Origin of the sequence: Microbacterium sp. BK668, assembly GCF_004362195.1 — a bacterium.
Taxonomy (GTDB): Bacteria; Actinomycetota; Actinomycetes; order Actinomycetales; family Microbacteriaceae; genus Microbacterium.
Map to the genome: position 1 here is coordinate 2,353,855 of NZ_SNWG01000001.1, position 22,633 is coordinate 2,376,487.

The 22,633-nt window shown below is 70.8% G+C and carries 20 protein-coding genes; 16 read left to right on the forward strand and 4 right to left on the reverse strand.

What is annotated here, in order from left to right; genetic code table 11:
• The first annotated feature begins 96 nt into the window (after window positions 1-96).
• From EV279_RS10475 to EV279_RS10490, 4 genes are read left to right on the forward strand one after another with little or no spacing between them, the layout of a single operon-like run.
• Window positions 97-897, forward strand: coding sequence for a CoA transferase subunit A (locus EV279_RS10475; protein ID WP_133543249.1), 801 nt, complete (start codon window positions 97-99; stop codon window positions 895-897).
• Window positions 898-899: 2 nt separating this feature from the next.
• Window positions 900-1,553 carry a CoA transferase subunit B gene (locus tag EV279_RS10480; protein ID WP_208109515.1) on the forward strand — a complete coding sequence of 218 codons (654 nt, stop codon included), beginning with the start codon at window positions 900-902 and terminating at the stop codon, window positions 1,551-1,553.
• Window positions 1,550-2,734, forward strand: a complete 1,185-nt coding sequence (locus tag EV279_RS10485) for an acetyl-CoA C-acetyltransferase (RefSeq protein WP_133543251.1) — start codon at window positions 1,550-1,552, stop codon at window positions 2,732-2,734. Before EV279_RS10480 ends, EV279_RS10485 begins: the two co-directional genes overlap by 4 nt.
• 32 nt (window positions 2,735-2,766) lie before the next feature.
• Window positions 2,767-3,213: a GNAT family N-acetyltransferase gene (locus EV279_RS10490; RefSeq protein ID WP_133543253.1), complete on the forward strand. Its 447-nt coding sequence runs from the start codon at window positions 2,767-2,769 to the stop codon at window positions 3,211-3,213.
• A gap of 13 nt (window positions 3,214-3,226) precedes the next feature.
• On the opposite strand, the gene EV279_RS10495 is transcribed toward EV279_RS10490, so the two are convergent.
• Window positions 3,227-3,505 (reverse strand): hypothetical protein, encoded by a 279-nt coding sequence (locus EV279_RS10495; RefSeq protein ID WP_133543255.1) that lies wholly within the window; start codon window positions 3,503-3,505, stop codon window positions 3,227-3,229.
• A gap of 165 nt (window positions 3,506-3,670) precedes the next feature.
• Between EV279_RS10495 and EV279_RS10500 the strand changes: the two genes are divergently transcribed.
• The 7 genes from EV279_RS10500 (at window position 3,671) to EV279_RS10530 (ending at window position 12,167) form a co-directional block, all read left to right on the forward strand.
• Window positions 3,671-5,101 (forward strand): trehalose-6-phosphate synthase, encoded by a 1,431-nt coding sequence (locus EV279_RS10500; RefSeq protein WP_133543257.1) that lies wholly within the window; start codon window positions 3,671-3,673, stop codon window positions 5,099-5,101.
• Window positions 5,098-5,883: a trehalose-phosphatase gene (otsB, locus tag EV279_RS10505; protein WP_133543259.1), complete on the forward strand. Its 786-nt coding sequence runs from the start codon at window positions 5,098-5,100 to the stop codon at window positions 5,881-5,883. Before EV279_RS10500 ends, otsB begins: the two co-directional genes overlap by 4 nt.
• Before the next feature lie 46 nt (window positions 5,884-5,929).
• Window positions 5,930-7,648, forward strand: coding sequence for a dihydroxy-acid dehydratase (ilvD, locus tag EV279_RS10510; RefSeq protein WP_133543261.1), 1,719 nt, complete (start codon window positions 5,930-5,932; stop codon window positions 7,646-7,648).
• 73 nt (window positions 7,649-7,721) lie between these two features.
• Window positions 7,722-9,527 carry an acetolactate synthase large subunit gene (locus tag EV279_RS10515; protein WP_133543264.1) on the forward strand — a complete coding sequence of 602 codons (1,806 nt, stop codon included), beginning with the start codon at window positions 7,722-7,724 and terminating at the stop codon, window positions 9,525-9,527.
• A 3-nt stretch (window positions 9,528-9,530) separates the two neighbouring features.
• Complete coding sequence (ilvN, locus tag EV279_RS10520; RefSeq protein WP_133543266.1) at window positions 9,531-10,040, forward strand: acetolactate synthase small subunit; 510 nt, start codon at window positions 9,531-9,533, stop codon at window positions 10,038-10,040.
• A 92-nt stretch (window positions 10,041-10,132) separates the two neighbouring features.
• Window positions 10,133-11,158 (forward strand): ketol-acid reductoisomerase, encoded by a 1,026-nt coding sequence (gene ilvC, locus EV279_RS10525; RefSeq protein ID WP_133543268.1) that lies wholly within the window; start codon window positions 10,133-10,135, stop codon window positions 11,156-11,158.
• Window positions 11,159-11,324: 166 nt separating this feature from the next.
• Window positions 11,325-12,167: a peptidoglycan-binding protein gene (locus tag EV279_RS10530; protein WP_166644504.1), complete on the forward strand. Its 843-nt coding sequence runs from the start codon at window positions 11,325-11,327 to the stop codon at window positions 12,165-12,167.
• 6 nt (window positions 12,168-12,173) lie between these two features.
• Here the strand turns inward: EV279_RS10530 and EV279_RS10535 are convergent, their stop codons facing one another.
• Complete coding sequence (locus tag EV279_RS10535; protein ID WP_133543272.1) at window positions 12,174-16,400, reverse strand: BTAD domain-containing putative transcriptional regulator; 4,227 nt, start codon at window positions 16,398-16,400, stop codon at window positions 12,174-12,176.
• A 113-nt stretch (window positions 16,401-16,513) separates the two neighbouring features.
• On the opposite strand from EV279_RS10535, the gene EV279_RS10540 reads away from it, so the two are divergent.
• A complete protein-coding gene (locus tag EV279_RS10540) occupies window positions 16,514-16,843 on the forward strand; it encodes a hypothetical protein (protein WP_133543273.1) in 330 nt (109 codons plus the stop codon).
• Window positions 16,844-16,853: 10 nt separating this feature from the next.
• On the opposite strand, the gene EV279_RS10545 is transcribed toward EV279_RS10540, so the two are convergent.
• Window positions 16,854-17,690: a class II glutamine amidotransferase gene (locus EV279_RS10545; RefSeq protein WP_133543275.1), complete on the reverse strand. Its 837-nt coding sequence runs from the start codon at window positions 17,688-17,690 to the stop codon at window positions 16,854-16,856.
• 97 nt (window positions 17,691-17,787) lie between these two features.
• Between EV279_RS10545 and EV279_RS10550 the strand changes: the two genes are divergently transcribed.
• The 3 genes from EV279_RS10550 (at window position 17,788) to serA (ending at window position 20,438) form a co-directional block, all read left to right on the forward strand.
• Window positions 17,788-18,360, forward strand: coding sequence for a DNA polymerase III subunit gamma/tau (locus EV279_RS10550; protein ID WP_133543277.1), 573 nt, complete (start codon window positions 17,788-17,790; stop codon window positions 18,358-18,360).
• The gene (locus tag EV279_RS10555) at window positions 18,357-18,704 is read left to right on the forward strand and encodes a bacitracin resistance protein (protein WP_133543279.1); all 348 of its coding nucleotides are present in this window, start codon (window positions 18,357-18,359) and stop codon (window positions 18,702-18,704) included. Before EV279_RS10550 ends, EV279_RS10555 begins: the two co-directional genes overlap by 4 nt.
• A 129-nt stretch (window positions 18,705-18,833) precedes the next feature.
• A complete protein-coding gene (serA, locus tag EV279_RS10560; RefSeq protein WP_133543281.1) occupies window positions 18,834-20,438 on the forward strand; it encodes a phosphoglycerate dehydrogenase in 1,605 nt (534 codons plus the stop codon).
• A 25-nt stretch (window positions 20,439-20,463) separates the two neighbouring features.
• Here serA and EV279_RS10565 read toward each other — a convergent pair whose 3' ends face one another.
• Window positions 20,464-21,009 (reverse strand): TetR/AcrR family transcriptional regulator, encoded by a 546-nt coding sequence (locus EV279_RS10565; protein WP_133543283.1) that lies wholly within the window; start codon window positions 21,007-21,009, stop codon window positions 20,464-20,466.
• Between the two features lie 63 nt (window positions 21,010-21,072).
• Here EV279_RS10565 and EV279_RS10570 point away from each other — a divergent pair, with 63 nt between their 5' ends.
• Window positions 21,073-22,623: an MFS transporter gene (locus EV279_RS10570; RefSeq protein WP_133543285.1), complete on the forward strand. Its 1,551-nt coding sequence runs from the start codon at window positions 21,073-21,075 to the stop codon at window positions 22,621-22,623.
• The last annotated feature ends 10 nt before the right edge of the window (window positions 22,624-22,633 follow it).

Here is a 22,633-nt window from a genome sequence, read left to right on the forward strand (position 1 = left end):
TCGCAAGCTGTGCTGCAGCTCGCCCGGAAGGCGCGGAGGAGGATGGGATCCGCCCGCCCACCCGCGGGCGATCGACGCGCGACGAAGGAGTGACACGTGATCGACAAGACCGTCGGGTCTGCGGCGGAGGCCGTCGCCGACATCCCGGACGGCGCGAGCCTCGCCGTCGGAGGCTTCGGCCTCTCCGGCAATCCCATCGCCCTCATCGAGGCGCTGCTCGCGCAGGGGACGACCGATCTCAGCATCGTCAGCAACAACTGCGGAGTGGATGACTGGGGCCTGGGCGTGCTGCTGAACGCCAAGCGCATCCGCAAGATGACCTCCTCCTACGTCGGGGAGAACAAGGAGTTCGAGCGCCAGTTCCTCTCCGGCGAGCTCGAGCTCGAGCTCACGCCGCAGGGGACTCTTGCCGAGAAGCTCCGTGCGGGCGGCTCGGGCATCGCGGCGTTCTACACGCAGACGGGCGTCGGCACGCAGGTGTCGGAGGGCGGCCTGCCCCGCAAGTACGACGGTCAGGGCGGCATCGCGGTCGCCTCGCCCCGAAAGGACGTCCGCACCTTCGACCTGCACGGCGAGCCGCGCGAGTTCGTGCTCGAGGAGTCGATCGTCACCGACTTCGCCCTCGTCCACGCCCTCCGCGGCGATCGTCACGGCAACCTCGTCTTCAACAAGTCCGCGCGCAACTTCAATCCGCTCGCCGCGATGGCGGGACGCATCTGCATCGCCCAGGTCGAGGAGCTCGTCGAGCCCGGCGAGCTCGACCCCGACAGCATCCACCTGCCCGGCATCTACGTGCACCGCATCGTCGAGGTCGGCGCCGACATCGAGAAGCGCATCGAGCGCCGCACCGTCTCCGTGGCCGACGCGCTCAGCCGCGACATCCCCGAAGGAGCATGACCATGGCCCTCACCCGCAGCGAGATGGCTGCCCGCGCCGCACAGGAGCTGGGCGACGGCGCCTACGTGAACCTCGGCATCGGGCTGCCGACCCTCGTGCCGAACTACGTGCCCGAGGGGGTGACCGTCGTGCTGCAGTCCGAGAACGGCATCCTCGGCGTCGGTCCGTACCCGACGGAGGATGCCGTCGATCCCGATCTCATCAACGCGGGGAAGGAGACCGTGACGACCCTGCCGGGAGCGGCGTTCTTCGACTCCGCGACGAGCTTCGGGATGATCCGCGGCGGCAAGATCGACGCCGCGATCCTCGGCGCCATGCAGGTCTCGCAGACGGGCGACCTCGCCAACTGGATGATCCCGGGGAAGATGGTGAAGGGACCCGGCGGCGCCATGGACCTCGTGCACGGGGCGGCCAAGGTCATCGTGCTGATGGAGCACGTAGCGAAGGACGGCTCCGCCAAGATCGTCGACGAGTGCTCGCTGCCGCTGACCGGCAAGGGGGTGGTCGACCGCATCATCACCGACCTCGCCGTCATCGACGTCACCGAGGAGGGTCTCGTGCTCGTCGAGCTCGCGCCCGGCGTCAGCGTGGACGACGTGCTCGCGGCGACGGAGCCCGAGCTCATCGTCCGCGTCGGAGAGAGGATCGAGGCATGAACCAGGACGACATCGTCATCGTCGCCGCCGCGCGCACGCCGCAGGGGCGGCTGAAGGGACAGCTCGCCCCGCTCACGGCGGTGCAGCTCGGATCGATCGCGATCCGGGGCGCGCTCCAGAAGGGCGGCATCCCCGCGGAGGCGGTCGACGCCGTCCTCGTGGGCCAGGTGCTGCCCGCCGGGTCGGGTCAGAACCCCGCACGCCAGGCCGCCGTCGGTGCCGGAATCGGCTGGGATGTGCACGCGAGCTCGGTCAACAAGGTGTGCCTCTCGGGGCTCACCGCCGTCATCGACGCCGCGCGCATGCTCAAGCTCGGCGACGCGACGGTCGTCGTCGCGGCCGGCATGGAGTCCATGACCCGCTCTCCGCACCTCCTGATGGGCTCCCGGGACGGGTGGGCGTACGGCTCGGTGGAGGTGCTCGACCACATGGCGTACGACGGCCTCACCGACGCCTACGACCGGGAGAGCATGGGCGCGTCGACGGAGCGCCACAACGGCGGGCTGGGCATCACTCGAGAGATGCAGGATGCTGTGGCCGCCCGCTCGCACCAGCGCGCCGCCGCAGCGCAGAACGAAGGGGTGTTCGAGGGCGAGATCGTGCCCGTCACGATCCCGCAGCGCAAGGGCGACCCCGTCGTCCTGACGAAGGATGAGGGCATCCGTCCCGACACGACCGTCGAGACCCTCGCCGGTCTTCGGCCGGCCTTCGCGGAGGGCGGCTCGATCACTGCCGGCAATTCGTCGCAGATCTCCGACGGCGCATCCGCCGTCGTCCTCACGACGCGTTCGCACGCCGACGAGCACGGCTGGCCCGTGCTCGCCGTCGTCGGAGCTGCCGGTCAGGTGGCCGGCCCCGACAACTCGCTGCACGCGCAGCCCGCGCGCGCGATCGAGAAGGCCCTCGAGAAGCAGGGCATCCGGACCGCCGACCTCGATATCGTCGAGATCAACGAGGCGTTCGGCGCGGTCGTCGCGCGGTCGCAGGCCGAGCTCGGACTCTCCGACGACGTCGTCAACATCCACGGCGGCGGCATCGCGATCGGCCACCCGATCGGCGCGTCGGGAAACCGGCTCGTGGTCCACGCGGTCCACGAACTCGTGCGACGCGGCACGGGGACGGCGGCGGTCGCGCTGTGCGGCGGCGGAGGCCAGGGCGACGCGCTCATCCTCACCCGCTGAGGATCGAGGAGGGGCGCGGTAGCGTCGAGCGCGTGACGACGATCGCGCCCCTCACCTCCACCGACCACGCCGAGTGGCTCGGGCTCTGGCACGGCTACCTGGCGTTCTACGAGGCATCCATCGCCGACGAGGTCACCGAGTCGACGTTCGCGCGCCTCGTGGCCGGCGACGAGCTTCACGGGGCGATCGCGAGGGATGCCGCCGGCCGAGCCGTCGGGCTCGTGCACTGGCTCGCGCACCCCGCGACGTGGACGACCACGACGTACACCTACCTCGAGGATCTCTTCGTGGACCCGGCCACGCGCGGCGGAGGAGTCGGCCGCGCGCTCATCGAGCACGTGCGCACATGGGCCGAGTCGAGGGGGAGCCACAAGGTGTACTGGCTCACGCACGAGGCGAACACGACGGCCCGCGCGCTCTACGACCGGGTGGCGACGGGCACGGGCTTCGTGCACTACGAGATCACGCTCGGGCGGTGAACCGCCGGAGTCGCTACGCGATGTGCGAATCCCGCAGCTTGCGACGGGTGCGGCGCTCGGCGAGCTGCGCCTGCTTGCCGGCGACGGGCGAGTCGGCATCGATTCCGCGGCCGGTCTCCGCGCGCCGCACGTCGACGATCGCGCCGATCGCGAGAGCGAGGGAGATCGCCCACGAGGCCCAGCCGAGTGCGACCCGCCACGTGAAGGGCGCGTCGTTGCGAAGGGCGCGCAACAGCGTCATTCCACCGGCGATCGCGGTGAGGATGCCCGTGCCGAACAGGTACTTGCGCATGGCGACCACGCTAGCGGGCCGGGGTCGTCTCTCGCACGGGCCGGACGCGGACCTTCCCCCGGCCGAGGAGGTGCCCTAGCATACGCGGGCGCCGGGCGACACGCCCCCCGAGCCGGAGCGAGCCCGCTGTTAGCCTGGCGTCACCCATACGAAACCGGAGCGAATGTGTCACTGGCTGATCTCGTCGTCGTCGCGAACCGACTGCCCGTAGACCGCGTTCCCGACGCCGACAACGGCGACGAGGAGTGGCGCAGGTCTCCGGGCGGCCTCGTCACGGCGCTCGAACCCGTCATGCGGCGCGCGGACGGCGCGTGGGTCGGGTGGCCGGGCAAGCCCGGCATCGAGGTGGAGCCGTTCGAGTTCGAGGGCACGCACCTGGTGCCGGTGGCGCTCAGCGCCGAGGATGTCGAGGACTACTACGAGGGCTTCTCGAACGACACGATCTGGCCGCTCTATCACGACGTCATCGCGGCGCCCCGTTATCGGCGGGTGTGGTGGGACGCGTACGTCCGCGTCAACCGGCGATTCGCGGAGTCGGCTGCCTCCGTCGCGGCGGAAGGAGCGACCGTATGGGTGCAGGACTACCAGCTGCAGCTCGTGCCGCAGCTGCTGCGCGAGGCGCGGCCCGACCTCACCATCGGCTACTTCCATCACATCCCGTTCCCCGCATACGGCCTGTACTCGCAGCTGCCGTGGCGCAGGCAGGTGCTGGAGGGGCTCCTCGGCGCGGACGTGATCGGATTCCAGCGGGTGACGGATGCCTCGAACTTCGCCCGTGCCGTCCGCCGGCAGCTCCGGTACGAGACGCGGGCCTCCGGCATCCGCGTCCCGCAGCCCGACGGCACGACGCGCCTCGCGCTGGCGAAGGCCTTCCCGATCTCGATCGACGCGTCGTCGTACGCGGAACTGGCCGCGCGGCCCGACATCCAGGCCCGTGCGGCCGAGATCCGCGAGGGCCTCGGCAACCCGAAGACGGTTTTCCTGGGCGTCGACCGCCTGGACTACACCAAAGGCATCCGTCATCGCCTGAAGGCCTTCGGTGAGCTCCTGGAAGACGGCCGGCTCTCGGTCGAGGATGCGACCCTCGTGCAGGTCGCGAGCCCCAGCAGGGAGCGCGTCGAGGCCTACATCCAGCTGCGCGACGAGATCGAGCTCACCGTCGGGCGCATCAACGGCGATCACGACACAGTGGGCCACACCGCCATCCGGTATCTCCACCAGGCGTATCCCCGCGAGGAGATGGTCGCCCTCTTCCTGGCAGCCGACATCATGCTGGTCACGGCGCTCCGCGACGGGATGAACCTCGTCGCCAAGGAGTACGTCGCGAGTCGCACAGACAACCGCGGGGTGCTCATCCTCAGCGAGTTCGCGGGCGCGGCGGACGAGCTGGGAAGCGCCATCCGCATCAACCCGCACGACATCGGTGGTCTCAAGGACGCCATGATGCGCGCCGTCGAGATGCCCACCGCCGAGCAGGGCCGCCGGATGCGGGCCCTGCGTCGCAAGGTCACGGAGAACGACATCGCGGCGTGGTCGCGGTCGTTCCTCAGCGCCCTCGACGATGTGCGTCGTGCGAAGGAGGGTGCCGGAGTATGACGGGCAGCGGCGCCGATGCGGCCCTCGACGAGCTCGCGGCCACTCCTCGCCTCCTCGCCGCGCTCGACTTCGACGGCACGCTCTCTCCGCTCGAGAACGAGCCGATGGACGCGCGGATGCTCCCCGCGGCGAGGGATGCCGTGGAGGCGCTCGTCGCCCTTCCCGACACGTTCGTGGCGCTCGTGTCCGGCCGGAGTCTCACGGACCTCCGGGTCATCGCCGAGCACGACGATGACTCCGGCATCCGGCTCGCCGGCTCGCACGGCGCGGAGTTCTGGATCCCCGGCGAAGGACGGGTCGAACCCGCCGACGACGCCGCCGACGTCGAGCTGCGCGACCGCCTGCGTGCGGATGCGGAACGCGTCACGAGCGATCTCGACGGCGTGTGGATCGAGCCGAAGACCTTCGGCTTCGGCGTGCACACCCGCCGGGCCGACCCCGCGGCGGCTCACACCGCCAACCGCCGCGTCGACCGGATCGTCGCTGCGGAGGCGCCGCACTGGCGTCGCCGCACGGGGCACAACATCGTCGAGTTCTCGTTCCGGCACGAGGGCAAGGACTCCGCCGTGGCGGCGCTGCGCGAGCGCACGCGAGCCACGGCGGTGCTGTTCGCCGGCGACGACGTGACCGACGAGGACGCGCTTCGCAGCCTCGCCGCGGGCGACGTGGGCGTGCACGTCGGGACGGGACCCACCGCAGCGCGGGTCCTGGTCGCCGACATCCCCGCGATGGCCGAGTTCCTCGCGGATCTCGCGCGACGGCGGGCGGCCCTGCGCGCGTAGGCTCCCGCGCGTCGGGGGTTCCCAGCGCGGGAATAGACTTCACACCATGCCCCAGCCGCCTGCAGAGCACGAGAACGCGATCGACATCAAACCCCGCAGCCGCGTCGTCACCGACGGCATCGAGGCCACGACGTCGCGCGGCATGCTTCGCGCCGTCGGCATGGGGGACGCGGACTGGGACAAGCCCCAGATCGGCATCGCGTCGAGCTGGAACGAGATCACGCCCTGCAATCTGAGTCTCGACCGCCTCGCGCAGGGCGCGAAGGAAGGCGTCCACGCCGGTGGCGGCTACCCTCTGCAGTTCGGAACGATCTCGGTGTCGGACGGCATCTCGATGGGCCACGAGGGCATGCACTTCTCGCTGGTCTCGCGAGAGGTCATCGCCGACTCGGTGGAGACGGTCATGATGGCCGAGCGGCTCGACGGCTCCGTGCTCCTCGCCGGCTGCGACAAGTCGATCCCCGGCATGCTCATGGCGTCGGCCCGCCTCGACCTGTCGAGCGTCTTCCTCTACGCCGGCTCGATCGCGCCCGGCTGGGTGAAGCTCAGCGACGGAACCGAGAAGGACGTCACGATCATCGACTCGTTCGAGGCCGTGGGCGCGTGCCTCGCCGGGAAGATGAGCGAGGCCGACCTCAAGCGCATCGAGTGCGCCATCGCGCCCGGCGAGGGCGCGTGCGGCGGCATGTACACGGCGAACACGATGGCGTCGGTCGCGGAGGCGCTCGGCCTCTCGCTGCCGGGATCGGCCGCCCCGCCCTCGGCGGATCGGCGCCGCGACTACTTCGCCCACCGCTCCGGCGAGGCCGTCGTGAATCTGCTGAGGCAGGGCATCACGACGCGGGACATCCTCACCAAGGAGGCGTTCGAGAACGCGATCGCCCTCGCGATGGCGCTCGGCGGCTCGACCAACGTCGTGCTGCATCTCCTCGCGATCGCGCGGGAGGCCGACGTCGAGCTGTCGCTCCACGACTTCAACCGCATCGGCGACAAGGTGCCGCACGTCGCGGACATGAAGCCCTTCGGCCGGTACGTCATGAACGACGTCGACCGCCACGGCGGAATCCCCGTCATCCTCAAGGCGATGCTCGACGAGGGGCTCATCCACGGCGACGCCCTCACCGTCACGGGCAGGACGATGGCCGAGAACCTCCGCGCGCTCGACCCCGACCCGGTGGACGGCACGGTCATCCACCGCTTCGACGAGCCGATCCACGAGAAGGGCGGGATCACGATCCTCCACGGCACGATCGCCCCCGAGGGCGCTGTCGTGAAGTCCGCCGGCTTCGACGGCGACGTGTTCGAGGGCCCCGCCCGGGTCTTCGAGCGCGAGCGCGCCGCGATGGATGCGCTCGAGGCCGGGCGGATCGCCGCGGGCGACGTCGTCGTCATCCGATACGAGGGTCCGAAGGGCGGCCCCGGGATGCGGGAGATGCTCGCGATCACGGCCGCCATCAAGGGCGCAGGCCTCGGAAAAGATGTACTACTCTTGACGGACGGACGATTCTCAGGCGGCACAACCGGCCTGTGCATCGGCCACATAGCACCCGAAGCGGTGGACGCCGGTCCCATCGCCTTCGTGCGCGATGGTGATCTGATACGGGTCGATATCGCGGCTCGCACTCTCGACCTACTCGTCGACGAGGCAGAGCTGAGCTCCCGCCGCCAGGGCTGGGAGCCCCTCCCTCCGCGCTATACCCGTGGCGTCCTTGCCAAGTACTCCCGTCTGGTGCGCTCCGCCTCCGAGGGCGCGACCACGGGATAGTCCTCAGCACCCCTGCGTTCGAGCAGCCGCGCCGCCGCTCGCTACGCGACCCATCAGATACGAAGGTCCGATCATGTCCGCCGATTCCGTCACGGCCGTTCCCCGGCCGCCTGCCCGCACCGCGTCCGCGCCTGCGCCCGTGCTCACGGGCGCGGAAGCCGTCGTCAAGTCGCTCGAGATGCTCGGCGTCACCGACGTCTTCGGCCTTCCCGGCGGCGCCATCCTCCCCGTCTACGACCCGCTCATGGACACGTCCGAGATCCGTCACATCCTGGTTCGGCACGAGCAGGGCGCGGGCCACGCCGCCGAGGGCTACGCCGCGGCATCCGGCCGCACCGGCGTCGCGATCGCGACCTCCGGACCCGGTGCCACGAACCTCGTCACCGCGATCGCCGACGCCTACATGGACTCCGTGCCGATCGTCGCGATCACCGGCCAGGTGTTCTCGAACCTCATGGGCACCGACGCGTTCCAGGAGGCCGACATCGTCGGCATCACCATGCCGATCACGAAGCACTCGTTCCTCGTCAAGGACGCCGCGGAGATCCCCGCGGCCATCGCCGCGGCGTACGAGATCGCGAGCACGGGACGGCCGGGCCCGGTGCTCGTGGACATCACGAAGGACGCTCAGCAGGCGCAGGCGCCGTTCGTGTGGCCGCCCAAGATCGACCTCCCCGGCTACCGCCCCGTCACCAAGGCGCACGGCAAGCAGATCCAGGCCGCGGCACAGCTGCTCGCGTCGGCCAAGAAGCCCGTGCTCTACGTGGGCGGCGGCATCATCCGCGCCCACGCCTCGGCCGAGCTCCTGGCACTGGCCGAGACGACGAACGCGCCGGTCGTGACGACCCTCATGGCTCGCGGGGCATTCCCCGACTCGCACCCGCAGCACCTCGGCATGCCGGGCATGCACGGCACCGTCCCCGCGGTGCTCGCGCTCCAGGAGTCCGACCTCCTCGTCGCGCTCGGCGCGCGCTTCGACGACCGCGTCACCGGCAAGGCCGCGCTCTTCGCCCCCGACGCGCAGGTCGTGCACGTCGACATCGACCCGGCGGAGATCTCGAAGATCCGCAGCGCGGACGTCCCGATCGTGGGCGACCTGAAGGAGGTGCTCGTCGACCTCGAGGGCGCCTTCCGCGGCGTCGCCGCCCACCGGGCCGACATCTCGGAGTGGTGGTCGTTCCTCGACGGCCTGCGCGACGAGTTCCCGCTGGGCTACGCGCCGACGAGCGACGGCCTGCTCTCGCCGCAGCACGTCATCTCGCGCATCGGCGCGCTGACCGGGCCGGAGGGCGTCTACGCGGCGGGCGTCGGCCAGCACCAGATGTGGGCCGCGCAGTTCATCAAGTACGAGCGCCCCAACTCGTGGCTCAACTCCGGCGGCGCCGGGACGATGGGCTACGCAGTGCCGGCGGCGATGGGCGCGAAGGTCGCCGAGCCCGACCGCGTGGTCTGGGCGATCGACGGCGACGGGTGCTTCCAGATGACGAACCAGGAACTCGCCACCTGCGCCATCAACAACATCCCGATCAAGGTCGCGATCATCAACAACTCCTCCCTGGGCATGGTGCGTCAGTGGCAGACGCTCTTCTACGACGGCCGCTATTCGCACACGAACCTCAACACGGGCCACGGCACGATCCGCATCCCCGACTTCGTCAAGCTCGCCGAGGCGTACGGCTGTCTCGCGATCCGCGTCGAGAAGGAGGAGGACGTGGATGCCGCGATCCAGACGGCGCTCGAGACGAACGACCGCCCGGTCGTGATCGACTTCGTCGTCAGCGCGGACGCCATGGTGTGGCCGATGGTCCCGCAGGGCGTGAGCAACAGCTACATCCAGTACGCGCGCGACCACGCGCCCGCCTTCGAACAGGAGGACTGAGCCATGCCGAGCCACGTGCTGAGCCTCCTCGTCGAGGACAAGCCGGGTCTGCTGACCCGCGTCGCGGGGCTGTTCGCCCGTCGCGGCTTCAACATCGAGTCGCTCGCGGTGGGCGTGACCGAGGTCCCCGGTCTCTCGCGCATCACGGTGGTCGTCGACGTCGAGGAGCTTCCGCTCGAGCAGGTGACGAAGCAGCTCAACAAGCTCATCAACGTCATCAAGATCGTCGAGCTCGAGCCCGTGGCATCCGTCCAGCGCGAGCACATGCTCGTGAAGGTGCGGGCCGACAACGCGAGCCGCTCCAACATCCTGGAGGTCGTGAACCTCTTCCGCGCCCAGGTCGTGGACTACGCTCCCGAAGCGCTCGTGGTCGAGGTGACCGGCGACAAGGGCAAGGTCGAGGCCTTCCTCCGCGCGCTGGAGCCCTTCGGGATCAAGGAGCTCGCGCAGTCCGGACTGCTCGCGATCGGGCGCGGCGGCAAGAGCATCACCGAGCGCGTCCTGCGCGGCTGACCATATCAACCCCCGGATCCCGAGCTCGTCCACGGGCCGGACCACGACCCCTCGACACGCTCGGGGACCGCAGTAAGGAGACACACATCACCATGGCTGAAATCTTCTACGACGCCGATGCCGACCTCTCGCTCATCCAGGGCAAGAAGGTGGCCATCGTCGGCTACGGCTCGCAGGGTCACGCCCACGCGCAGAACCTGCGCGACTCGGGCGTCGAGGTCGTCATCGCCCTCAAGGAGGGCTCGAAGTCCACCGAGAAGGCCCAGGACGAGGGCTTCGAGGTCAAGAACGTCGCCGACGCGACCGAGTGGGCCGACCTTCTCATGATCCTCGCGCCCGACCAGCACCAGCGCGGGATCTACAACGACTTCATCAAAGACCGGCTCACCCCGGGCAAGACGCTCGCCTTCGCGCACGGCTTCAACATCCGCTTCGGCTACATCCAGGCGCCCGAGGGCGTCGACGTCATCCTGGTCGCCCCCAAGGCGCCGGGCCACACCGTGCGCCGCGAGTACGTCGCAGGCCGCGGCATCCCGGACATCATCGCGGTGGAGCAGGATGCCTCGGGCCAGGCGTGGGACGTCGCGAAGTCGTACGCCAAGGCCATCGGCGGCACGCGCGCCGGCGTCATCAAGACGACCTTCACCGAGGAGACCGAGACGGACCTCTTCGGCGAGCAGGCGGTGCTCTGCGGCGGCATGTCGCACCTCGTGCAGTACGGCTTCGAGACGCTCACCGAGGCGGGCTACCAGCCCGAGATCGCCTACTTCGAAGTGCTCCACGAGCTGAAGCTCATCGTCGACCTCATGTGGGAGGGCGGCATCGCCAAGCAGCGCTGGTCGATCTCGGACACCGCCGAGTACGGCGACTACGTCTCCGGCCCGCGGGTCATCGACCCGCACGTCAAGGAGAACATGCAGGGCGTGCTTGCCGACATCCAGTCGGGCGCCTTCGCTCAGCGCTTCATCGCCGACCAGGACAACGGCGCCGCCGAGTTCACCGAGCTGCGCGAGAAGGAGGCGCAGCACCCGATCGAGGCGGTCGGCAAGGAGCTGCGCGGCCTCTTCGCGTGGAAGCAGAGCGACTCCGACTACACCGAGGGCTCCGCCGCGCGCTGACCTCGCCCCAGACCAGCCGGGCACATCCGCACGGCTTCTTCCGGCCGTCGTCCTCCCCATCCGGGGGGACGGCGGCCGGTCCCTCTCGTCGCGCACCTTGCCGGTCGCCCCTATGCTCGCGAAGGGGGATCGCTCCGATCCGGGGGAAACGGGCAAAGGAGCACTCATGAACGTCGAGCCGTGGACCACGATCGGGCAGGGCGACAGCGGGCCGGTCGTCGCCGGCATCCAGTACCTTCTGCGGGCACGCGGCTTCGGCGTCGATCCCGACGGGATCTTCGGACCGCAGACGCGGGCGCGCGTGGTCGACCTGCAGACCACCGACGGGCTTCCCACGGACGGGATCGTCGGGCCGGTCACATGGCCGAAGCTCGTCATGCAGACAGGTTCCGGGGCAACGGGCGACGCCGTGCGCGCCGTTCAGCAGTTCCGGCTGCTGCGATCGCCGGGCGACACGGCCCTCACCGTGGACGGAGAGTACGGCCCGCGCACCGAGGAGCACGTGGAGTTCTTCCAGGAGTCGTGGGGACTCACGCTGGACGGCATCGCGGGGCGCGAGACGTGGTCGTTCCTGAGCACGGCGTCACCCGGTCCCCGCCCCTGGCCGCTGGTCAAGGAGGGATTCTCGCAGGCGACCAACTGGCGCGTCCTCGCCGCGCAGCACCTTCTTCGTGCGCACGGGGCCTCGATCGTCCCCGACGGCGTCTTCGGACCCGCCAGCGGCGCCGCGGTCTCGGCCTATCAGCAGACGCTGCGCGCGTCGGACATCTCGACGACGCTGGGCCAGCTCGACTGGCCGGCGATCGTCGTCGAGGTCCGCCAAGGCGACGAGGGCGAGGCGGTCAAGGCGCTGCAGACACTGCTCCCCGGCGAGCTGGCGGTCGACGGCGGCTTCGGTTCGATGACGGATGCCGCCGTCAGGGAGTATCAGACGATGTTCGCGCCCCCCGCGGACGGCATCGTCGGACCGGTCACGTGGCAGTCCCTGACGCTGCGCATCTTCGACTGACGGCCCTCACCCGTCCTCTCCTGAACACGTCGGCGTCTGCTCCGCGTCGCCGAAGTACGTGCGCCACTCCGTCGGTGTGAAGTCGCGGCCCACCATGCGGCAGGCGGCATCCACCATCCGATCGGGATCGAGATCCCACAGGAGCACGCCGTCGGCGAGGTCGGTCACCATCCGGGTCCCGCTCGGACTCAGGTACGCGCCCGGACCCACGATGACGCCCGAGGCCGGGAGGGCGGCGAAGCCCCGGTCCGGCTGCACGGTGGTGGTGCCGCCGAGACTGCGCAAAGTCTCGGCGTCGTACAGGGCCACCCCGCCGCTGCCGGTCAGCAGCAGCGTCCTGCCGTCGTCGCTCAACTCGAACTCCGCGCCCGCGGCGATCGGCTTGGGGGCGGTCAGGATCGGCTGGAGGAGGGGCGAGCTCAGACGCAGCCCGTTGGCGCTCGCGCTGACGATCCGCCCGTCGTTCAGGGGGATGGATGCGGTGTCCCCTTCGAGCCCGCGGGCGATCTCCTCACCCGTGCGGAGGTCGTAGACGCCGGTGTAGGACTGCGCTTCGTGACGGTCCCGCCACGTGACGACGGCTCGTTCCTGCCCGGGGATCTCATTGACGGAGAGGAGGTTGAAAGAGTCCGTCAGATCCTTCTCGGCGAAATCGAGTGCGGAGCCCGCGGCCTGCCCCGTCGCCGGGTCGAAGGCCGCGATCCAGTCGTTGTAGAGGACGAAGGAGAGCGGACCGGGGCCTCCAGGCACCGGATAAGTGAGGTCGACCGCGGTGATGGTCTCTCCCTCGATGGCCCAACTGCGGGAGCCGGGCACGTCCGACAGCGGCGGCGTGACGTATCGTTCGCCCCAGCGCGCCACGACGCCTCGACCCACGGCATCGATGTGATGCGCGCTCGGTCCGATGCTCCGATCGGCCTCGAGATCCCACACCGTCTCGTCGAGGACGCTCGGGTCGTACGAGGCGCTCGGGAGGCGGGTCACGATCGCCCCTTCGTCGATGAATCCGTCGACCGCCACCCGGCCGTCGGCGACCCGGGTGGTCAACGGGCCGGTGCCGTCGAGAGGGAAACGCTGCGCGAAGGATCCCGGCCGGTCGCTGACCACGACGAGTGCTCCGTCGGCTGACACCTCCGCCCGACGCAGAGCGGACGCGTGCGACTCGAAGCGCCTCCCGGTCGGCATCCCGTCCTCGAGGCGGCCTTCCCACGAGACCGTCCCGAGGCAGATGAACGACTGCTCGCCGGGGACCGGCACGATCGACTCGCACCGGTCCACGTCTTCGCGGACCCAGAGAGCCGAGCCATCGGCCGGGTCGATGCGGCCGATGCCGTCCCGACCGGAGCCGAGGAGCATCCCCTCCTCGTCGACCGCCAGGCTCCACTGCATGACCTGCTCCGGTCGGTCCCATGACCGCACGAGGTTGCGCGCGGCGGCGTCATAGATGTCGACGCCCCGCTGTCGGGCAACGGCGATCGCGCCGTCGGGCAGAGTCGCGACGCCACCCAGGTGCTCGTCTCCGGGCGGTCCCTCATTCGACACGGCCGACGCGGAGGTCGGCGTCCCGCTTTCCAGGTCCACCCAGATCGGATGCCTCGACCGCGCGTTGCCGACCGCAGCCCACGAGCCGTCGGCATTGAAGGCGGCATCGGAGTCGGCCAGCCAGCGGGTCTCCTGCGTGGGTCCGACCGGCAGCCCGGAGGCGAGATCGAGGAGCGTCACCGAGGTCGTGCAGCAGTCGCCCTCACGGCGGGCGATCCACGCCGGGGTGAGGACGATCGCGGTGCGAGCCGATGGGTCGATGTGCACGGCGCCCGAGCGGGATGTCGGGTTGCTCGGCAGTTCCGCGGAAAGCGTCCGCACCCGCTCGCCCGTCCGGCCATTCCACACCTCCGCGCGGGCTCGGCCGTCGCTCGGGTCGTCGGTGACGGCCAGGATCTCGTCGGTGCCGGGGATGACGGCGGCGGAGAGCCGGACGCCCGCGCCGAACGAGATCTTCGCCGTCGGGCTGTCGGGCGCCGAGAGGACCGTGAAGAGGGCGGCCCGGCCGCGCGGGTCGTCCGGGAAGCGCTCGTGGAGCTCCGCCGCGATCAGCGCGGCGAGATCGCGATCGGAGGAGACGAGCGCAGCGGCACTGGCTGCCAGGGCCTCGATGCGGGCGTCGTCCTCGGCCCTCCGCGCGTCGTCGCCCCGCACGACGGCGATCGCGCCCGACACGAGGGCGACGCACAGGAGGCCGGCCGCCCCGCCGAGCGCCCACCGCAGGCGGCGGTTCTGCCGGCGATCGCCCTCGGCCCGTCGTTCGAGCTCCTGACGCTCGCGGTCGGCGAGCGCGACGGAATCGTCGAGGTATGCGCGCTCCACCCCCGTGAGGTCGGGAGCCGCGCGCTCCCGCCAGTCGAGGGTCGCCTGCAGGCGGGCGCCGTGCAGCAGCTCGTCGGCCGGCCTTCCCGCCGCGTCCCACGCGAGGGCGTCGGCCTCGACGCGACGGAGGAGCCGCATGCCTTCGGCGTCGTCGTCGAGCCACCGGTCCAGGCGCGGCCAGGCGGAGGCGACCGCCTCGTGCGCGATCACGATGCTGTCGCCGTCGATCATGAGCAGTCGCGCGGCGACCAGGTCCTCGACGACGCGCCTGCGCGCGGCATCCTCCAACAGCGACCGCGTCGGCACGCGGCGCCTGCCGGTCACACCGTCCGGGCCGCGATCGACGAGTCGGAGAAGCACCGCGCGGCACACCGGACGGTCGCCCGCCGGAAGGGACTCGTAGCACTCCTCCGCCGACTGCGCGATCGACCCCGCGATTCCCCCCGAGTTCTCGTAGCCGTCGACGGTGAGGGTGGACCCGACGCGGCGCGCCCACGTCTCGACCAGCGCGTGCGAGAGGTGGGGGAGCACGGCGGGCCGGTCCCCGGCATCCCGCATCAGCAGCTCGACCAGTCCGGCTTCAAGGCGCAGCCCCGCCCGCCGCGCCGGCTCCTCGATGGCGGCGCGCAGCCCCTCGGGGGACAGGGCACCCAGCACGAGCACCTCGCGGCCGATCGCCGGACCGACCCTCGGAAGCACGCTCGCGGCATCGAGGCTGTCCGAGCGGATGGTGGTGACCACGGCGCCGCCGGAGTCGAGGTAGTCGCGCAGTGCGGTGGCGAAGCTCTCCGCACCGTCGGAGGGGAGACGGAGCACCTCCTCGAGCTGGTCGACGGCCGCGACGTCCACCGCGACGCCGCCGTAAACCGCCGCACGGAGAGTCGCGATGCCCGCCTCGTCCGGATGCACGACACGCGTGATGCGACCGAGGTCCGCAAGCGCCGCCACGACGCCTGCCCGCAGCACCGAGGACTTGCCCGAGCCCGACGGTCCGGTGATGGTGGCGACCGCCCCGGGCTGCACGCGCTCGACGAGCGTGGCGACCTCGGCTGCCCGACCGAAGAACAGGTCCACGTCGTCGAAGTCGAAGGGGCGCAGGCCGACCCACGGGCAGGCTCCGTCGGCGGCTTCGCTGCGCACGGGCGGCGCGAGCAGCGGATCCTGGCGGAGGATCGCCGTCTCGAGCGCTCGAAGACGCGGTCCGGGGTCGATGCCCAGTTCGACGTCGAGCTGCTCGCGAGCCTGTCGCAGCGCGTTCAAGGCGTCCGCCTGGCGGTTGCTCTGGTACAGGGCCGTGGCGAGGATCGCCCATCGGTCCTCCCGGAGGGGTTCCGCCCGGGCGAGTCGCTCGGCATCCTGCACGACCGACCGCGCATCCCCTGCTGCCAGCCGCATCTCGAGGAGCTCTTCCTCGGCGCTGACGCGGATCTGCTCCAGCCGGGAGCTCTCGGCGACGCCGGGGGGCCACTGGGTCACGTCCGCGAACGCGCGGCCGCGCCAGAGGGCGAGGGCTCGCCGGTACGCGTCGACCGCGCGATCGGGTTCTCCGCGCACGGCCCGCTCCCGGGCCTCGTGCACGAGCTCCTCGAAGCGCACCGCGTCGATCGATGCCGGCTCTCCCGTGAACACATATGCGCCCGAGACCGTCTGGATGGCGTCGTGCCCGAGCCGCGCCCGGATCTCCGCGATGGCGGTCTTCACCTGCTGCCGCCACGTCGCAGGCGGCCGCTCGCCCCATGCGGCATCAGCGAGCTCGCCCGGCTCGACCGGGAGGCCGCGGCGCACGATCAGCGTGGCGAGAATCGCTCGTTCTCGCCGCGGAAGGGGACCGGCGTCGACTTCCAGCGGGCCGAGCACATCGACGGCCATGAACGCAGTGTGACCCTGCCGGAAGCCCCCGTCAATGCATGCCGCGAAGGGGCAGTACCGGCGCAGTACCGGCGCCGGACGGCGACAGTACCGCGGCGCAGGACCCTGAGGTCATGAACACCACACGCAACACCCGCAAGGTCTTCACGGCGGCTGTCATCGTCGCCCTCGTCGGCTCGCTCGCCGCGTGCAGCACCGCCGAGCGGACCGAGTTCGTCCATCCCGTCGCGCACGGCGCCGGCCAGCTGTCGGCCTCCCTGCAGATCGAGCAGCAGATCGATCTCGCGAGAACGTCGCGCACCGCGTCGTCGTCGGTGCAGCTGATCCAGCAGGACATCGCCGCCGAGCGGGAGCGCCTCCACCCGTCGTCGGCGGCCGGTCTGATCCAGGAGGACATCTCGAAGGAGCGCGACCGGCTCGCCGGAGAACGCGCCGGCCGGTGAGGCCGACCGGTCAACCGGCCAGGAAGGGCTCCGTCCGGAAGTCGTCGGCGTCGAGGATCGTCACCGTCGACTCCGGCACTTCGACGAAGGCGCCGGGCAGGTCGCTCAGAGGCTCGGAGACGACCACCCGCGCCTTCGCCCCGAAGACCTCCAGCCGATCGTTCGCGGGATACATCTCCTTCAGCGACGTCATGTCCACCGAATGGAACAGGGTCCGGGACCGGTGCGCCGTCGAGTAGCGGAAGGCCCACAGGGTGCGTCCGTCCGAGACGGCGAACGTACCCTGCACGGCATCGGCGATCCCGTGTCGCTGCGCGACCTCCTCCACGCGGCGGATCGCTCGGCCGAGACCCGCGACCGGATCCTCCTGCAGCCCATGCGTCACGGCGAGGAGGAAGAGCACCTCGGAGTCCGTCGTGCCCCGCACGTGCGGGAAGAGCTCGGGGTCGATCTCCAGCATCAGGTCGCGCCGCATCCGCAAGAAGTGCGCGAGGGCTCCGTTGTGCATGAAGAGCCAGTGCCCGTGCCGGAACGGGTGGCAGTTGGTCTTCTGGATGGGCGGCCCGGCGGCGGCCCGGACGTGGGCGAGGAAGAGCGGGCTCTCGATCGCCTGGGTGAGCTCGCGCAGGTTCTCGTCGTGCCACGCCGGCTCGATGCTGTGGAACAGCGCCGGCGGCGCGCCGGGCGCGGCATCCTTCCCGTACCAGCCGATGCCGAACCCGTCTCCGTTGACGGTCTCGAAACCGAGCGGCGAGTTGAGCGCCTGCGCGACGAGCGAGTGCTTCGTCTCGAGGATCAGCGTGGACGGCTGCAGCGGCTCGCCCGCGTACGCCAGCCAGCGGCACATGCGAATCACCCCCTGTGGCGTCTGCGGCGACGCCTCTCGTGCCGAGAGTAGCGCTGTCCGCCCCTGCGCGCCGCATGGCCGCGGCTACGCTGGGCTGGTGACCTCCGGACGCGACGACGACGCCCTCACGTGGGACGGTGACGACGACCCGACGCTCGAGGTCGGTGCGACCTCCCGGCCGGCCCCGGCTCCGGGGCATGCGACGACGGATGCCTCGTCCTCGCCGGGTTCGGAGACCGTCGTGCTCCCCGAGGGATACACCGCCGTCGGCCGAGGAAGCGAGTCCCTCGCCGGCGCGGGCGAAGGCCGGGGCGCCGGCAGGGATGCGGCCGACGCGGAGATCTCGTCCGGCGCCGCCGACGCAGATGCGCCCGCGTCCATGGGCAATGCCGCGCTCGTCGGCGTGGGGATCTTCGCCGGTGTCTACCTGCTGCTGACGCTCGGCTGGCTGCTCGGGGCTGCCCGGCTTCAGCTGGTCGCTCAGCTGTTCCTCGAGCCGATCGCGTTCCAGGTCACCCTGTGGCTCGCCGTGCTCGCGCTGCCCCTGTGGTTCGCGTCGGTGTTCTGGCTGACGGCGGGCAAGCCCTCGTGGCTGCGCTTCACCCTGCTGGCCGCGGGCGCGGTGCTCCTCGTCCCGTGGCCCTTCGTGCTGGCGGGAGCGTTCCTGTGAGCGCCGTCGCGTCGTCCCGGCGCGGTCCGGTCCTGCCCGTCTGGCTCATCGCGACGATCGCGGGCGTCTTCCTGCTGCTGTACGCCTACGTCGTCTGGACCGCGCTCGCGTTCCTCGTGCAGCAGGCGAGCGGCGTCGAGGGCCTGACCGGGTACGGCTGGTTCGTCCTGCTCCTGCCGATCGTGTTCCCGCTCGTCGTCTTCGGGGGCGCGTTCGCGATCGGTTGGAAGCGCAGCGCCGGACAGTTCGCCCTCGTGCTGCTGACCGGTCTCGGCCTCGTCGCGGCATTCTGGCTGAACATCTTCGCGTATGCCGCGGCATCCAGCGCCCTCTACGGAGGCTGACTCCGGCGGCGTCACACGGTCGGGACGGCTGCCGCCGTCACGGTAGGCTGACACAGCCCGCCCCGACGACGTGCGGCGCGGCATTCCACCGCCTCTGCCCTCGTGCACCGCTTTCGAAGGTCTTCCGCCGTGTCCAAGCCCGTCGTCCTGATCGCCGAAGAACTCTCACCCGCCACGATCGACGCCCTCGGCCCCGATTTCGACGTGCGCAGCGTCGACGGGACCGACCGTCCCGCACTGCTGTCGGCTCTGGCCGACGCGCACGCCGTTCTCATCCGGTCCGCCACCCGGATCGACTCCGAGGCGATCGCCGCCGCCCCCGCGCTCAAGGTCGTCGCGCGCGCCGGCGTCGGACTCGACAACGTCGACATCAAGGCTGCGACATCCGCGGGCGTCATGGTGGTGAACGCGCCGACCTCCAACATCATCTCGGCGGCCGAGCTGACGGTCGGGCACATCCTGAGCCTGGCCCGTCACATCCCGGCAGCCCACGCCTCGCTCGCCGGCGGACAGTGGAAGCGCAGCTCGTTCACGGGCACCGAGCTCTTCGAGAAGACCGTCGGCATCTTCGGTCTCGGCCGGATCGGCGCCCTCGTGGCCGAGCGCCTCAAGGCGTTCGGCGTGCGTGTGGTCGGCTACGACCCCTACGTGACGCCCGCCCGGGCCCAGCAGCTCGGCATCGAGCTGCTGCCCTTCGACGAGGTGCTCGCCCAGAGCGACTTCGTGACGGTGCACATGCCGAAGACGCCCGAGACGACCGGCATGATCTCCGAGCCGCAGCTCAAGATCATGAAGCCGTCGGCATACGTCGTGAACGTCGCTCGAGGGGGACTCATCGACGAGGAAGCGCTCCTCACGGCGCTCGCGAACGGCGAGATCGCCGGCGCGGGCCTCGACGTCTTCACCAGCGAGCCGCCCAAGCCCGACACGGCGGCGGCCCGGCTCGCCGCCCTCCCGAACGTCGTGGTCACGCCGCACCTCGGCGCCAGCACCGACGAGGCGCAGGAGAAGGCCGGCGTCTCGGTGGCGCGGTCGGTGAAGCTCGCCCTGGAGGGCGACCTCGTGCCCGACGCGGTCAACGTGGCAGGCGGCGTCATCGACCCGTTCGTGCGCCCCGGCATCGCGCTCGTCGAGATGCTCGGCCAGTTCTTCACAGGGCTCTCGCACTCGGCCCTCACGAGCCTCGACATCGAGGTGCGCGGCGAGCTGGCCGCGTACGACGTCAGCGTCTACCGCCTCGCGGCGCTCAAGGGCATCTTCACCAACATCGTGAGCGAGAACGTCTCGTACGTGAACGCTCCTCTCTTCGCCGAGCAGCGCGGTATCGAGACGCGCCTCATCGTGGAAGCCGAGAGCCCGCTCTACCGCAACATCACGATCCTCCGCGGCACGCTGGCCGACGGCACGACGCTCACAGTCGAGGGGACGCTCGCGGGAACCCGCATGGTGCCGAAGGTCGTCGGCATCAACGGCTACGAGATCGAGGTGCCCTTCGAGCGGTACCACGTCGTCATGCGCTACGCCGATCGCCCGGGCATCGTCGCGATCTACGGCAAGGAGCTCGGCGACGCTCAGATCAACATCGCGGGGCTGCAGGTCGCGCACCCCGATGCCAGCGGCCGCGCGCTCTCCGTCCTGACGGTCGACTCGCCCGTGCCCGACGACATCCTCGAGGAGATGCGCAAGGCTGTCGGCGCCGACCTCTTCCGCCAGATCGAGATCGCGGAGGTCTGATCGCTGCCGCGCCGGGCCCTGTGCCTCAGGCGCGGGCCGCGCGCTCGACCAGCTCGACGAGTGCGTCCATCGCGCGCCCGCGCGGCACGGGGCCGGGGATCGCTCCGCCCGAGAGCGCGTTGTTGAAGTAGAGGCCGTCGCTCACGAGCATCACAAGGTCGAGCGCCGCCTCGTCCTTGGTCTCGGAACGGAGGGCGTCCGCCCATCGGTCGCGGATGCCGCGCAGCGCCTCGGCGGCAGCCGTGCTGCCGCCCTGGGCCAGCCGCGATGAGGCGAGGATCGCCCGGTCGAGCGGGTCGTTCTCCATCGCGGAGGATCGGAGGAAGTAGGCGATGGGCCCCTCCGGCGCCGCGGCCATCGTGGCGACGTCCTCGTCCACGAGCTCGTGGAGCCGATCGACCACCGCCGCCTCGAGCGCCTCCTTCGTGCCGTAGTGGTACAGCAGACCACCCTTGGAGACGCCGGCCGCGCGGGCCGTGGCATCCATCGTCGCCGCCCGCTCGCCCTCCTCGATGAGGATCTGCTCGAAGGCGTCCAGCACCTTCTCGCGGGCGAGGGGAGGACGGCTCATGGCCTCGATCGTATCGACAGTGGTCCGGCGAACCTGTTACTATACCGGCTGGACGGTATAGGAATGATGACTCTCACGCAGGAACTCCGGATCGCCGACGAACGGTCGCAGCGCGTCGGCTGGCGCGGCTGGGCCGCGCTCGTCGTACTCATGCTGCCCGTGCTGCTCGTCTCGGTCGACAACACGGTGCTCAGCTTCGCCCTGCCCCAGATCGCCCTCGACCTCGAGCCGTCGGGCACCGAGCAGCTGTGGATCATCGACGCCTACCCGCTCGTGCTGGCGAGCCTGCTCGTGACCATGGGCACGCTCGGCGACAGGTTCGGACGCCGACGGATGCTGCTCCTCGGCGCCACCGGGTTCGCCGTCGTTTCGGCACTCGCGGCGTTCGCTCCGAGCGCCGCGTGGCTCATCGCCGCGCGCGCGGGCATGGGGGTCTTCGGCGCGATGCTCATGCCGTCGACCCTGTCGCTCCTGCGAAGCATCTTCACCGATCGCGACCAGCGCCGGCTCGCGATCGCCATCTGGGCCTCCATGTTCTCGGCGGGCTCGGCGCTCGGGCCGATCGTCGGCGGGTTCCTCCTCGCGCACTTCGCGTGGGGCTCGGTGTTCCTCATGGCCGTGCCGGTGCTGGTGCCGCTCCTCGTGCTCGCACCGCTGCTCGTCCCCGAGAGCCGCGACCCGCACCCCGGTCGCATCGACCCGGTCAGCATCGCGCTGTCGCTGGCGACGATGGTGCCGATCGTCTACGGCATCAAGGAGGTCGCCGTCCACGGGCTGAGCGCGACCGTCGGGGCGCTCTTCGCCGCCGGCGCGGGCTTCGGCATCCTGTTCGTCCGTCGGCAGCTCCGCGCCGATACGCCGATGCTCGACATGCGGCTCTTCCGCCGCCCCACCTTCACCGGCGCTCTCCTGTTGAACCTGCTGAGCGTCGTGGCGCTCGTCGGCTTCCTCTTCTTCGTCGCGCAGCACCTGCAGCTCATCGTCGGGCTCACCCCGATGCAGGCGGGCTTCGCCCTCGTGCCGGGGCTCGCCGCGATGATCGTCGCGGGACTCGTCGTGGTGCCGATCGCCAAGCGCTTCCCGCCGCGGATCGTCGTGCCGGGTGCGCTCGTGCTCTCGATCGGGGGTTACGTCGTCATCGCGGTCGTCGCCGGCAGCGACAGCCTCGGCGCCATCGTCGGGGCCTTCGTCGCGCTCGGCATCGGGATCGGCATGGCCGAGACCGTCTCGAACGAGCTGATCCTCTCCAGCGCTCCGCCCGAGAAGGCCGGCGCCGCGAGCGCCGTCTCGGAGACTGCATACGAGCTCGGCGCCGTGCTAGGCACGGCTGTCCTCGGAGGTCTTCTCACGTCGCTCTACCGCACCGGGCTCGTGCTTCCCGCCGAGGTGCCGGACGCTGCGGCCGACGCGGCGCGCGAGACCCTGGCCGGCGCGATGCACACGGCCGACTCCCTCGGCGGTGCCGTAGGGGACGCGGTGCGGGATGCCGCCTCCCACGCCTTCGACGCGGGTGTCACCGTGACGGCGCTCCTCGGAGCCGGGCTCGTGGCGATCGCCGCGATCGTCGCGGCCACTACCCTGGGAAGGTCCCGCACCGCGCCGGCCGAGCACTGATCCGCCCCGC

Bases quoted from the DNA above. Each gene is read 5' to 3' on its own strand.
- EV279_RS10540 (WP_133543273.1), top strand. From the start codon at position 16,514: ATGAACACCACACGCAACACCCGCAAGGTCTTCACGGCGGCTGTCATC.
- EV279_RS10515 (WP_133543264.1), top strand. From the start codon at position 7,722: ATGTCCGCCGATTCCGTCACGGCCGTTCCCCGGCCGCCTGCCCGCACC.
- ilvD (WP_133543261.1), top strand. From the start codon at position 5,930: ATGCCCCAGCCGCCTGCAGAGCACGAGAACGCGATCGACATCAAACCC.
- EV279_RS10545 (WP_133543275.1), bottom strand. From the start codon at position 17,690: ATGTGCCGCTGGCTGGCGTACGCGGGCGAGCCGCTGCAGCCGTCCACG.
- ilvN (WP_133543266.1), top strand. From the start codon at position 9,531: ATGCCGAGCCACGTGCTGAGCCTCCTCGTCGAGGACAAGCCGGGTCTG.
- EV279_RS10485 (WP_133543251.1), top strand. From the start codon at position 1,550: ATGAACCAGGACGACATCGTCATCGTCGCCGCCGCGCGCACGCCGCAG.
- otsB (WP_133543259.1), top strand. From the start codon at position 5,098: ATGACGGGCAGCGGCGCCGATGCGGCCCTCGACGAGCTCGCGGCCACT.
- EV279_RS10495 (WP_133543255.1), bottom strand. From the start codon at position 3,505: ATGCGCAAGTACCTGTTCGGCACGGGCATCCTCACCGCGATCGCCGGT.
- EV279_RS10530 (WP_166644504.1), top strand. From the start codon at position 11,325: ATGAACGTCGAGCCGTGGACCACGATCGGGCAGGGCGACAGCGGGCCG.
- EV279_RS10565 (WP_133543283.1), bottom strand. From the start codon at position 21,009: ATGAGCCGTCCTCCCCTCGCCCGCGAGAAGGTGCTGGACGCCTTCGAG.
- EV279_RS10535 (WP_133543272.1), bottom strand. From the start codon at position 16,400: ATGGCCGTCGATGTGCTCGGCCCGCTGGAAGTCGACGCCGGTCCCCTT.
- EV279_RS10480 (WP_208109515.1), top strand. From the start codon at position 900: ATGGCCCTCACCCGCAGCGAGATGGCTGCCCGCGCCGCACAGGAGCTG.
- EV279_RS10570 (WP_133543285.1), top strand. From the start codon at position 21,073: ATGATGACTCTCACGCAGGAACTCCGGATCGCCGACGAACGGTCGCAG.
- ilvC (WP_133543268.1), top strand. From the start codon at position 10,133: ATGGCTGAAATCTTCTACGACGCCGATGCCGACCTCTCGCTCATCCAG.